General features: G+C 31.8%; 15 protein-coding genes. 1 reads left to right on the top strand and 14 read right to left on the bottom strand.

Features of this window, described 5'->3' with window-relative positions; genetic code table 11:
• Nucleotides 1-237: 237 nt before the first annotated feature.
• The 11 genes from ACHZDT_RS20885 to ACHZDT_RS20835 form a co-directional block, all read right to left on the bottom strand.
• Nucleotides 238-507, bottom strand: coding sequence for a hypothetical protein (locus ACHZDT_RS20885; protein ID WP_394776634.1), 270 nt, complete (start codon nucleotides 505-507; stop codon nucleotides 238-240).
• A gap of 124 nt (nucleotides 508-631) precedes the next feature.
• Nucleotides 632-1,051, bottom strand: coding sequence for a hypothetical protein (locus ACHZDT_RS20880; RefSeq protein WP_394776633.1), 420 nt, complete (start codon nucleotides 1,049-1,051; stop codon nucleotides 632-634).
• Nucleotides 1,052-1,190: 139 nt separating this feature from the next.
• Nucleotides 1,191-1,841 (bottom strand): hypothetical protein, encoded by a 651-nt coding sequence (locus ACHZDT_RS20875; RefSeq protein ID WP_394776632.1) that lies wholly within the window; start codon nucleotides 1,839-1,841, stop codon nucleotides 1,191-1,193.
• Between the two features lie 23 nt (nucleotides 1,842-1,864).
• The gene (locus ACHZDT_RS20870) at nucleotides 1,865-2,272 is read right to left on the bottom strand and encodes a hypothetical protein (protein WP_394776631.1); all 408 of its coding nucleotides are present in this window, start codon (nucleotides 2,270-2,272) and stop codon (nucleotides 1,865-1,867) included.
• Nucleotides 2,273-2,338: 66 nt separating this feature from the next.
• Complete coding sequence (locus ACHZDT_RS20865) at nucleotides 2,339-2,791, bottom strand: GNAT family N-acetyltransferase (RefSeq protein ID WP_394776630.1); 453 nt, start codon at nucleotides 2,789-2,791, stop codon at nucleotides 2,339-2,341.
• A 36-nt stretch (nucleotides 2,792-2,827) separates the two neighbouring features.
• Nucleotides 2,828-3,382 (bottom strand): hypothetical protein, encoded by a 555-nt coding sequence (locus ACHZDT_RS20860; RefSeq protein ID WP_394776629.1) that lies wholly within the window; start codon nucleotides 3,380-3,382, stop codon nucleotides 2,828-2,830.
• A 37-nt stretch (nucleotides 3,383-3,419) separates the two neighbouring features.
• A complete protein-coding gene (locus ACHZDT_RS20855; RefSeq protein ID WP_394776628.1) occupies nucleotides 3,420-3,812 on the bottom strand; it encodes a DUF1801 domain-containing protein in 393 nt (130 codons plus the stop codon).
• Between the two features lie 357 nt (nucleotides 3,813-4,169).
• Nucleotides 4,170-4,847 carry a carbonic anhydrase gene (locus ACHZDT_RS20850; protein ID WP_394776627.1) on the bottom strand — a complete coding sequence of 226 codons (678 nt, stop codon included), beginning with the start codon at nucleotides 4,845-4,847 and terminating at the stop codon, nucleotides 4,170-4,172.
• Nucleotides 4,848-5,033: 186 nt separating this feature from the next.
• A complete protein-coding gene (locus tag ACHZDT_RS20845; protein WP_394776626.1) occupies nucleotides 5,034-5,213 on the bottom strand; it encodes a SymE family type I addiction module toxin in 180 nt (59 codons plus the stop codon).
• Nucleotides 5,214-5,604: 391 nt separating this feature from the next.
• Complete coding sequence (locus ACHZDT_RS20840) at nucleotides 5,605-6,351, bottom strand: DUF2314 domain-containing protein (protein WP_394776625.1); 747 nt, start codon at nucleotides 6,349-6,351, stop codon at nucleotides 5,605-5,607.
• Nucleotides 6,352-6,529: 178 nt separating this feature from the next.
• Nucleotides 6,530-6,886, bottom strand: coding sequence for a winged helix-turn-helix transcriptional regulator (locus tag ACHZDT_RS20835; protein ID WP_394776624.1), 357 nt, complete (start codon nucleotides 6,884-6,886; stop codon nucleotides 6,530-6,532).
• A gap of 111 nt (nucleotides 6,887-6,997) precedes the next feature.
• Here ACHZDT_RS20835 and ACHZDT_RS20830 point away from each other — a divergent pair, with 111 nt between their 5' ends.
• On the top strand, nucleotides 6,998-8,137 hold the full coding sequence (locus ACHZDT_RS20830) for an MFS transporter (protein WP_394776623.1): 1,140 nt from the start codon (nucleotides 6,998-7,000) through the stop codon (nucleotides 8,135-8,137).
• 161 nt (nucleotides 8,138-8,298) lie between these two features.
• Here ACHZDT_RS20830 and lpdA read toward each other — a convergent pair whose 3' ends face one another.
• The 3 genes from lpdA to ACHZDT_RS20815 form a co-directional block, all read right to left on the bottom strand.
• Nucleotides 8,299-9,687: a dihydrolipoyl dehydrogenase gene (gene lpdA / locus ACHZDT_RS20825; RefSeq protein WP_394776622.1), complete on the bottom strand. Its 1,389-nt coding sequence runs from the start codon at nucleotides 9,685-9,687 to the stop codon at nucleotides 8,299-8,301.
• 423 nt (nucleotides 9,688-10,110) lie between these two features.
• Nucleotides 10,111-10,695, bottom strand: a complete 585-nt coding sequence (locus tag ACHZDT_RS20820) for an NUMOD4 domain-containing protein (RefSeq protein ID WP_394776621.1) — start codon at nucleotides 10,693-10,695, stop codon at nucleotides 10,111-10,113.
• A gap of 142 nt (nucleotides 10,696-10,837) precedes the next feature.
• Nucleotides 10,838-12,592 (bottom strand): ABC transporter ATP-binding protein, encoded by a 1,755-nt coding sequence (locus tag ACHZDT_RS20815; protein ID WP_394776635.1) that lies wholly within the window; start codon nucleotides 12,590-12,592, stop codon nucleotides 10,838-10,840.
• Nucleotides 12,593-12,609 lie beyond the last annotated feature (17 nt).

Below are 12,609 nucleotides of genomic sequence, written 5' to 3'. Positions count from 1 at the left end.
TAGTGGTAATCTGCGATGGAGATCCCAGTAAATCACCACTATTTAATACAACTTAAAATATCTTCCGAACACTTATGTTTTTAAAACCTGTCGGGTTTGTGGGTGGAAACGTTGTGTTATAATTATTACTACAATAATCGCTATTTAATACAAAAGGTGATTCTGACTTTGCGTTGTTAAACCCGACAGGTTTTTAAAACCTGTCGGGTTTGTTGAGCGTAAACGTTGTGTTTTAAATTACTCAATTCGTTTTACTACATTATCGAGATCTTCCACAACTAATTTAAAGATCAGTTTATTTTTAGGAAAATCCTTTTGCATATCATTTCTTAAGGCGATAAAATATTGGGACGAACTTAAATCGGTTTTAATAGATTCATTGCATGAAATAGATATTTCATAGTTGTTATCGATTTTTTCCAGGTAAATATATTTAGTAACTGCGTTGTCAAAAAAAGTTCCTTTTTCAAATGATTTTGAAAAGCGGATTTTTATTTTTTGGAGCATAACAAATCAGGTTTTTCAAGACCTTTTGTCCCGCTGTACACTATATCTTTCCCTTGCTAAAGAAGCAAGAAAAAGGATGCCGTTTCCATCGGGGCTATTCTACACATTTATTATTTAGAAGATTTTAGAACGCAGCAGGATTTATCTTGACATATTCCATTGTAAAGCAATCAAAACATTCATCTCGTAAATATAATTTATCGCCAGTAATTTCAATAGATTGTATTCTGGCAATATCATTTGCTAACGAATTGGTTTGAAGCACAATCATTTTTTTAATACCGCCAAAAATTGATTTTTTCGTTTGAAAAGAATAGTTTTGAGTGTTCGTTAAATTTGCATTGATATAAGTTTTCAAAGTAGTCTTAGAAAATTCTAAAATTATTTGCTGATCTACCGGTTTTGGAGATGTTGTACCATCAATACCTCCAGAAGTATTAACAAGTTTCCAACTTCCTTTTAACTGGTTATTAGAGGAATTCTTATCATCGTTATTACAAGAAACAAATAAGACAACGGCGATTAACAAAAACATTTTTTTCATGGTTTAAACTTTTTGATTGGTTTATCTAAAAGATGTCAATTTTGCTAAATGGTTGCGTTGTAATTGTTTAATGTTTAAAAATTTGTTTTATATATCAATTTAAAGGGTTGCTGAAATGAGTTTAAAGAAAAATAAAAAATTATTTAAAAAGAAAGTATAATGACCAAAGCACTAAAAATGTTATGCCAATAATAAAAATTCTATTTCCTTGTTTTCGATCATTTTCAGAATAAGCATAAACCTGAGTTCCGTTTGGCAATGTTTTTTTGTAAGTCAATAAATGCCAACCAATAAAAATCGATAGCCAACCGCCCAGAATTGCAAAAATATAACCTGCAATTATATATCCGTTTTGACTTTTTTCAGGTTTTGATAATTCTAATAATCTTTTATTTTGAATGTTTTCGATTTCTTCCTTAGTAACTTCTTTGCCTTTTTCTTTCAGCATTTTTTTAGCAAGCGAAACGTCAAACGTACTCCATTCATCACTTTTAGTTATAATATCAATTAATTCCTCATCAGAAAATGTGAGTAAATAATAATCACTAGAAATTTCATTAATGTCTTCTTCTGCGTTTTTCTCCAGAATTTCGTCTATTATTTTAAAATCACTTTTATTGATTTTTACACAAAATTCAGATCCAAAATTGTTTCCCGTTAATGACGCATCTAAACTTAAAGAATTATTTTCTAATATATATTCTATCTTCTCCTTTTCCAACAATTGCCCAAATTTTTCGGCTGAATTTTTATTATTGAATTTTTTGTAGGTTATAAATTCTTCTATCATTTTTGTATTTAAGATTATTTTTATTATTGCATATTAAAAATAACGACATCATTGAATCTTTCTATTTCTTCAATGATATATAAACTGTCGTTGAAATATTCCATATCAAAATCATCATCGCCCCAAACTTCAAATCGTTTGTTGCACGTTTCTAATTTTGCTTTATCAAATGCGGTTTCATTCCAATCAAGTTTTGATTCTGCGGCAATTTCAAGAGCTTCTTCGTTGACATAAGCTTCTTCTGAAAATGCAATATATAAACGATAATTGTCTTCGAAGACAAGGTTGATTTGATTGTTTTCGAGTACAATTTCAGGTTTGTTTTCGGTTACGGATTGATAAAAAGATTCTAAATTATTTTTTAAAGCAATGAGATTAGCGTCAGAAGTTGGTGCTATAAATGCTAAATATGAGTAATAAGTATTTGCCATTATTGAATTGATCTTAAGTATTCTTAATTTTGATATTGTATAATTAATTGGGAAGATTTATAGATTTTACTTTATGTTTTCTGATAACTTAAATAATATATAATCTCCGTTTGTAGATGGTCCTCTCTCTTTTTCTATAAATCCTTTTTGTCTGTAAAAGGCAACGGCTTTTATATTATCCTCTAAACATTTTAAAGTAATTGGGAATTTGGTTTTTTCAATTGCGGCTTTTAATAATTGAGTTCCAATGCCTTTGTCATGATATTTTTCATCAACATATAAATGATGAATAAAATTGTTAGGCATCCAAATTGAAATAAAGCCAATAACAACATTATCAATACTGGCGACCAAAACTTCTTCGCCATGAATTTCCTTATCAAAATCTTTTAATTGATAATTTGATGTATCAAGCCACGAAAATGTTGATTTTCTTTCGTTTAAAAATAGGTTTCTTAAAGCGTCGTAATCGGTATTTTTTATTGGTGCAATTTCCATTTTATTGATTGAGGTAAACAAGATTACTATTTGTATTTAGGGTTAAAAGTAACTTATTTATTTATCAAGTTTTAATGTAGTTTCCATTATAATGGGAAAATTCCAATATCCTTTTTTTATTTTTATTTCGGCAAAATTATAAGTACTAATTTTCTTGAAATCGCAGTTGTGAATATTGATTTCTCTTTCGGTTCCTTCAATGTTTACGGTGATACTATTGGGAGATCTTTTAAAACTTTCGTGTTTTGCAATAATAGGCGAGAGTATTTTATATTCTTTATTTGTCGATAAATATTCGTTTGCAATCAAAAAAACGGTGGACGAAATTGAACCGTAGATTAAAAGAATTAATAAAAAGTGTTCGAGTATTTTAAAGTTTTTTCCTTCTTGTTTTTTCTCATAATTATAAAATAAAAAGCCAAAAGTAAGACCGGAAATGATGTAGATATAAAGTACAAATTCAAATTTTATAATTATGAAATTGTTGTATTGTCTCGTTAAGTAAATAAATGAAAGTAAGGAAAGTGGGATTGAAAGCACCTTGATAATAAAAACAATAATTTCTTTTTTTGTGGTTGGCGGTATTTTGGTTTTTCGGTGTCGGCGACTCATAATTTTAGAATAGTATTGAAATTAAATACGGAAATAATTAATGGTTTAATTTTATTAAAACTCCTTTTCGTTTGATCAGGTTTTTATAATCCCATTGTATTTCCTGCGCTTTTTTGAGCCATCGTTCTATGTCGGTTTTATTGATTTGTGCGGGGGAAGTATAGCGAAATTCGGCTGCTTTGAAGGAACCTTCATCGATGAGGTTTTCTTCGTCAAAGGATTGTCCGCTCCAGAAAAGTAATCGAACGTTGTTTTTTAATTTGCTGTAACCTACAATTGGATTTCCGTCCAGGAACCAAACCGGATGTGCGTGCCAGATTTTATTTTCGGCATTTGGTAAATTTTTATTGATTATTGTGGCCAGCTGATCGCAGATTTCTTTATCTGCGGAGGTTTGCAAATTATTGTATTCTGATATTTCTGCATTCATAATAATAACATTTTTTTATTTGTAACTAATTGAATGTGCGGGTTTTGGTTTTGAATCTTATGCTAAAATAATCTTTTTTTGTGAGAATATTTAAATAACAAAATGATATTATTATGAAAACCAAAGTTCGCGTAAGGGATTGAGGCGGTATCCTTTTATGTAACTTTTGTGGAATAAAAGATATAGCCGAAAGCCCGACCCGAAGGGATACGCCCAAAATATAATTGTTGATATTGATTGTAATTGTTTTCCATATTGAGATTGTCAAATAAATCAAATGCGGATTGACAAAACAAAAAAATGCGATACATTTTCATATATCGGATTTCTGATTTTAGATTTTATTCTAATTTATATTTATAAATTAATTACTTTTCCTGTATGTACATCGTATAACATGGGAACGACTTTTATTTTGTGCTCTTTTATAATAGGATTGTCCTGAATTAATTTTAATGAATGTTTGATATTTGCATCGATGGCGCCTAAATAATTTGTTGCTTTTGGAGTTGTTTTATCGGCTTCGATTTCTTCTTTTTCCTGCGAAATAGTTTCTACAATGTTATCAATATGATTGAAATGTTTTTTGTAAGCGCCGTCTTTATCGTTGATATATGCTTTGATTGCGCCACATTCTGTATGGCCTAAAACTACGACTAATTTTGTGTCGAGATGTTCTACGGCATATTCAATGCTTCCCATATCAATATCTGAAATTAAATTTCCGGCGTTACGAATGACAAATAAATCGCCAATTCCCTGATCAAAAACGATTTCGGGAGAAACTCTGCTGTCAGAACATGTTATGATCACGGCAAAAGGATTTTGTGAGTCCTGATTTGCTAAAACAGATTTTTTGGTTTGGTGTGGATGAATTGATTTTTCGGATATAAATCGTTGATTGCCAGAATTTAATTGTTCTATTGGATTTGAATTTTTATTTATTTCTGAATCTATCATTTTTTTCTCGTAATGTTTTTTACAACTAATAATAGAAAAAGTAATAAGTACTAGGATTGCGATTTTTGTTTTCATTTTTGGAATGTTTAAATTGGTATTTATTTGACGTTCTGTTTTGATTTTAGAACTATGCAAAATTATTTTGCTTTTGCTCTTAAATGTGCCACAAGAAGTCTTTTTTATATCAATTAATGGTATTCCTGAATATGTTGAAGGCTGAGGTTAAATTAGTTACGAAAATTTTGGTTGAAAATATCGTTTCTATTCTTTTTCGATTGTTATTGTCAACTTGTTTTGCTGTTGTTTTACGCTGATCATTTGCCCTTCGTTAAAACCAAATTTTTTAAGCCATTTACCTTCTAATTTTATTACCGGAATTTTTGTACTGCCATATTCCCCTTTGAATTTTGTATGAATTTTTAGTTTTCTTGAATTTTTCATTGTAGTTTTTTTAACTTATTTCGCAATGATTCAAATGTCAAACAATTAAATAAGAATGTTGTCATCATTAAAGTTGACAAGTCCATTTTTTAACATTTTAAAGGATTGTTATGTTTTTAACTATTTAAAAATCAAAGTTTTTATATGGTTTAAAAGTTATTTAAAATAAAAAATCCGATTAGTTCTCACAAATCGGATTTTTTTATTGTTGATGATTTATTGGATTCAAATTATTTAACACATAGAAACATAGATTTTACTTGGATGAAAAAAAGTGTGTTATAAAGAAATATATTTCTTTCGCATAGATTGTATGTGTGTTTCAATAAGTGAAACGCCTTTTTGAGAATACAAAATCTATGTTTCTTGTTAGAAAAAAAGTTTACTATAATTAAAGTACTTCAATTAAATGATCCCATTTTAGTTCTTTGGCAAAATCCAAAGGCGTTTTAGCGTTGTAGGTTTTAGCATTTTTATCCGCGCCGGATTCTAATAATACTTTTACAATTGTGCTGTTTCCTGCAATTGCTTCGCGGTGTAAAAATGTATATCCCAGTTCATCTTGCGCTGTAAGTTCGTTTGGGTTTGACTTTACAAATTCAACCAGACTTTCCTGCATGTTTCGGCTCATTGGGTGTTCGATTAAATTTTCGGGATTTTCTTTTTGCTCATAAGCAACCAGAATATCATTGTAATCGCCAAAATTTAATCCCCACGCTGCATCGTGTTCTTCTCTTTCGGTTTCGCTCATTTCTGATCGCATTGCCTGAATTGTAAAACCTCCATAAGTTTTGTCCTGCGTTACAAATAACCAATCGCTTATTTGGTTTGACGGAATTTCAACATATTCGCCATTAGCTACATTGGTCAATTCGTTAGGATCGTTTACTAATATGCCTTTGATTTTTTCGCCATCAAAATTGATATCGTTAATCCACATATGTTCTACAACGGTATCATTATTTATTTCCTGAGTAAATGCTAGTTTTACGCACGCAACATCAAGTGCAGGAACTATTCGGCGATATTCCCATGATAATTCTCTCCAGAAATATTTAAAAGTTTGTTGTGCTTTTTTGAATGCGTCAATCATTTTTGGACTTTCTCCGTCGGCAAAAAATATTGGTGTATTTTCCATTGCTTGTATTTTAGAATAATTATTTCGTATAAGTAAATATAATTTTTTTACTACAACCAGAAAAGTAATTTTTACTGATTTATGAATGTTTTATGAAGAAAACGGGTCAAAAAAAAATCCGACTTGCTTTCACAAATCGGATTTTTTAAATTATATCTGTAAATAAAGGTTTCATACCTTACTTTATAGGCGGGTATTCTATTCCTTCTTCTTTAATAAGTTCATATCCATATTTCATTATTACTTCTATCACCGGAATCGCTTTTTTCCCTTTGGCCGTAATATTGTATTCTACTTTAGGCGGTACTGTAGGATATACTGTTCTGTTGATTAAACCTTTGCTTTCGAGTTCTTTTAATTGACTCGTGAGCATTTTGTCTGTGATATGAGGAATGTCTTTCTTTAATTCGCTAAAGCGCAAAATATTGTTTTGCAATCGCCATAATATTGGCATTTTCCATGTTCCTCCAATATGTGCTAACGCAAATTCTATTGGAGTGTAATAAAGCTTTCGGTCGTGAAAAAAATCAGGCATTTTTATAAGTATTTAAAAATCAGTTTACTTTCAAAAAAGTAAGTGTATTACATAAATGTAAGTAATGGGTAATTTATTTATTACTGCTGCAAATTTGCAAAAAATAAATTTATGAAACGAACACTTTATGTTTTAGCTCTTGGTACATTTGGAATTGGCACTACTGAATTTGGAGTTATTGGAATTTTACCGCAAATAGCCTCTGCTTTTTCTATTACTATCGACAAAGTGGGTTGGCTTTTAAGTCTGTTTGCACTAATTGTTGCTTTATTTGGTCCCTTTATAATGCTTTTATTATCACCATTTGATAAAAAAAAATTAATGCTTTTTGTGCTGGCTGTTTTTGCTGTTTCAAATATTATTTCTGTATTTGCAAATAGTTTTACTGTTTTGTTAATTGCGCGGGTATTGCCGGCATTTTTGCATCCGGTATTTTGGTCCATTGCCCTTTCGGTTGCTGCAAATGAACTGCCAGGCAATCAATCCTCAAAAGGTGTCAGTATTGTTTTTGCAGGATTTACTATGGCTAGTGTTTTAGGAGTTCCGCTGGCAACATTAATGGCGACATTATTCAATTGGCAATCATCATTTGTTTTGTGTGCTGTTATTAATATAATATCTTTTATTGGAATATTGCTTTTTTTGCCTGTTATACTTGTAATTAAAAAACAAACAATAGGCTCACAAACTAAAATTCTTAAAAAGCCTTTATTATGGATTAGTTTTATTTTATCGTTTTTGATGATTGCCGCAATGTATTCTACTTATGGATATATGGCAGATTTTTTAGGAAAGATCACTAAAATGAATGGCACTGAGATTAGTTTTATGTTATTGATTTTTGGATTAAGCGGAATTGGAGGTAATTGGCTGGCAGGAAAACTTTTGAGTAAAGGTATTTTGTCTACTATTTTTGTGTTTATTTTATCGCTAATAGTTGTTCATATATTATTGTATTTTCTGGGATCTTATTATATCCCAATGTTAATTCTAATTGCGTTATGGGGCTTTGTGCATACCGCCGGATTTTTATTAAGCAATGTAAATCTTACCTCTTCGGCTCCGGAATCGCAGGAATTTGTTAATAGTATTTTTACAACTTGCGGTAATGCAGCAGTAACTTTTGGAGTGTTTACAGGCGGGTATTTTATTTCTAATTTTTCTATTAATACAATTATGTTGTCAGGCATTGGGCTTCTTGTAATGGCGCTATTAGTTTTGACTTTAAAAAAAATTATCCATTTTGATTAGGTTTTTGTTTGGATTGGGGAGAATTAATTTAAACATAAAAATTTAAATCCCATTAAAAGGAGTGCAAAAAAAATCCGACTTGCTTTCACAAATCGGATTTTTTAAATTGAAAATTATATATAACCTGTAAAATGCAAAAATTGCGTTTTTACAAATATGTTTTACAAGTGTATTACTTCGCCGTAAGCATCAGCTACAGCTTCCATAACTGCCTCGCTCATTGTTGGGTGAGGGTGAATAGATTTTAGGATTTCATGACCTGTAGTTTCTAGTTTACGCGCTACAACTGCTTCAGCAATCATATCTGTAACACCAGCACCAATCATGTGGCATCCTAACCATTCTCCGTATTTAGCATCAAAGATTACTTTTACAAATCCGTCAGATGCACCAGCTGCTTTTGCTTTTCCTGAAGCCGAAAATGGGAATTTACCAATTTTTAATTCGTATCCTTTTTCTTTAGCTTGTTTCTCTGTTAAACCTACCGAAGCGATTTCTGGAGTTGCATAAGTACAACCCGGAACGTTTCCGTAATCGATTGGGTCTACGTGTAAACCTGCAATTTTCTCCACACAGTTAATTCCTTCTGCCGAAGCTACGTGAGCCAAAGCTTGTCCGGGAGTAACATCTCCAATTGCATAATATCCGGGAATATTAGTTTGGTTGTAAGCGTTTACTAAGATTTTATCTCTGTCAACAGCAATTCCAACTTCTTCTAAACCAATATTTTCAATGTTAGTTTTGATTCCAACTGCCGAAAGTACAATGTCAGCTTCAAGGATTTCTTCTCCTTTTGCTGTTTTTACAGTTGCTCTTACACCAATTCCTGTAGTATCAATTTTCTCTACAGATGAATTAGTCATGATTTTTACACCTGCTTTTTTCATTGAACGCTCCATTTGTTTCGAAATATCTTCGTCTTCAACAGGCACAATGTTTGGCATAAATTCTACAATAGTAACATCAGTTCCCATTGAGTTGTAAAAGTGTGCAAACTCCACCCCAATTGCTCCGGAACCTACAATAATCATAGATTTTGGTTGAGTTGGTAAAGTCATTGCCTGACGGTAACCTATTACTTTTACACCATCTTGTGGCAAGTTTGGTAATTCACGAGAGCGAGCTCCTGTAGCAATAATAATATGGTCAGCGCTATATTCAGTTACTTTATTATCTTTATCTGTAACGTCAAGTTTTTTACCTGGTTTAAGTTTTCCAAAACCTTCGATAACGTCAATTTTGTTCTTTTTCATAAGGAACTGAACTCCTTTGCTCATTCCGTCAGCAACATTACGGCTACGTTGAACCACAGCCGGGAAATCCTTATCAAATTCAGAAACTTTCAAACCGTAGTCAGAAGCGTGCTTTAAGTAATCAAAAACCTGAGCAGATTTTAGTAATGCTTTTGTTGGGATACATCCCCAGTTTAAACATACACCACCTAAATTTTCTTTTTCAACTATAGCTACTTTAAAGCCTAATTGTGAAGCTCTAATAGCTGTTACATATCCGCCGGGACCACTTCCTAAAACAATAACGTCGTATTTCATTTGTTTGGTTTTTAGTATTAAATACCGAAAATGAAGTTTATAATTCCGAAACTCATTTTCCGATTTTTTCTTTTGTTATTTGTGATTGCGAATTTAAGGAATTATTTTAAAAAACAGTAAGATGTAAAAAAGTAAAAAGGTAAAATGTGGAATGTTAATTATAAATTATTAATTATAAATTATGTTTTCCTCTAAATCTGTAAAATAATACTTTCATAAACAAAGCGAAGTCGAAGACCTTTCGTGTTGGAAAGCTCTTCGACTTCGCTTATTTATAGTGAAATCTTATGGGTGTCAGGCTGAGCGAAATCGCAGCCTATAGTTGTAAAGCTCTTCGACTCCGCTCAGAGTGACAATATAGTGATATTAATAATTTACAATTAATAATTAATAATTCACAATTAATAATTTACAATTAAAAAATTAAACCTTAACATGCCCCCAGTTTTCACCGCTGGCGATACGTCTGATTTGCATTTCGCTTACGCCAAATTGTTTTGCGATCATTTTTAGACGCGTTTTTTGTTCCGGTCTTGAGAGGATTTTTTTGATTAACATTACTTTTGTGGTTGTTAATTTTCGTCCGTCGGCTTTTAAGTTGTGTTCGATCAGATTCTTTTTCGCCTGAATCACGCGGGGACTTTTACGACTGTGCGCCATCATTTCGGCCTTTGTCGCCCAGCGTAAATTATTCACATCGTCATTGCTTCGGTTGTAATCTAAATGAAGTACATAAGTTTGTTCTTCAGATGTTTTAGGAATGAAATATTGGGCAACTAATTTGTATAAAAAAAGATATTTATTGACAATTTTATCGTCATCTTTTACCTTAAACCTAAAAGTTGGATAACCATCACTCAAACCGCCTTTCAGGATACGACCGTTTTGAATTTCATCCGAAAAGCTAATTAATCGGCCTTTATTTGAAATTGCATATCTAAGTTGCAGTGATGCATTTATTTCTATTTCTTTAAATTGTTCGTTAGGATAGAATCTATTTTGTGGCATATTCTTTTACATTGTGATTATATATTCTCAAATATAAAAAAATCAAATTCTTTAAATGTTACATAATTTCGCTCAGATCTTACATTTATGATTCCTATAACGCTAATTTAACTTTTTTAAGAAATATTTTAGCATTTAAAATCTAGTTAGCCACCGAAAACTGGGAGTCGTAGAGGTTTTTGTAGTATCCATTGGCTTTATTCAGTAATTCCTGATGCGTTCCCTGTTCCACAATCAAACCTTTATCCATCACAACAATTTTATCTGCGTTGACAATCGTCGCTAATCTGTGCGCAATAATAATCGAAGTTCTTCCTTTAGTAATTGTTTCCGTAGCACGCTGAATCAATTCTTCAGAATAAGTATCAATTGACGACGTAGCTTCATCTAAAATCAAAATACTTGGATTACTCACATATGATCGTAAAAAAGCGATTAACTGGCGTTGCCCTGACGAAAGCATTACGCCACGTTCCTTTACATCAAAATCATAATTATCCGGCAAACTCATAATAAAATCGTGAACACCAATTTTCTTTGCTGCATCAAGGACTTTTTCGCGCGTGATTTCAGGATTATGCAAAGTGATATTGTTATATATAGTATCCGCAAATAAAAATACATCCTGCAAAACCACGGCAATTTGTTTCCTTAAAGATGCCAAAGTATAATTCTCAATGTTTTGACCATCAATAAAAATAGTTCCGCTATTGATCTCGTAAAAACGATTCAGTAAATTAATAATAGTCGACTTTCCGGCGCCTGTAGAACCTACAATTGCAATAGTTTGCCCCGAAGCCACAGATAAATCAATTCCTTTAATCACTTCCTCTTCCGGAATATAACTAAAACGAACGTCCTTAAATTCAATACTTCCGTCAAAAATAGGCGCTTCAAGAGTTCCCGTATCCTGAATATGGTCTTGTGTATCAATAATATCAAAAACACGATTGGCAGCAATCATTCCCAGCTGCATCTCGTTGAACTTATCCGCAATTTGACGTAACGGATTAAAAAGCATTCCTATAAACATTGTATACGAAAACAAATCTCCAAAAGTCGTAAAATGATCGCCATTCAGAATTTTAAATCCGCCATAAACCACAACCAATCCTAAAGTAATCGACGAAATAATATCAGCAATTGGAAAAAATATCGAGTTATATAAAATTGTTTTTATCCACGCAACTCTGTGTTTGTCATTGATTTCCTTAAAATTTTCGGCTTCAATTTTCTCACGATTAAAAAGCTGCACAATCTTCATTCCGGTAACACGTTCCTGAACAAACGAGTTCATATTTGCAATTTGCGTACGAACTTCTTCAAAAGCAACCTGCATTTTACGCTGAAAAATTCTGGTAATAAAAACCAAAATTGGCATTGCAACAACCACAATCCACGTTAATTTCCAGTTCATGTAAAACATAAAAATCAAAACCACCAGCATTTTCATCAAGTCGCTTATAATCATAAACAAACCTTGGCTAAAAATACGCGCAATCGATTCAATGTCAGATACTGATCTGGTAACCAATTGCCCAACAGGAACCAAATCAAAATACTTCATTCTAAAACTCAAAATATGCTTGAAAAGCTTCGTCCTGATATCCTTCACAATATCCTGACCCAGCCAGTTTGCCCAATACACAAAATAAAACTGAGAGAAAACTTCACACAAAAGTACCACGCCCATCAAAACAATATACATCAACAAACCTTCCTTGTCATGCGTCTTGATATAGCCGTCGACCGTTTGTTTTAATAAATAAGGTCGCAATGCCGCAAAAATCGAAAGAGAAACGGCAAAAAGGATAACGCCATAATAGCGGTATTTATAAGGTTTAGTATAAGTTAAAATTCGTTTGAATAATCCGGTATCAAATGCTTTTGCTTTCATTATTTTTTTTGGAGCTA

Origin of the sequence: Flavobacterium sp. (assembly GCF_043722275.1) — a bacterium.
Taxonomy (GTDB): Bacteria; Bacteroidota; Bacteroidia; order Flavobacteriales; family Flavobacteriaceae; genus Flavobacterium.
Note: the sequence above shows the minus strand (reverse complement) of the source record. Positions and strands in the feature narration are given on the sequence as shown.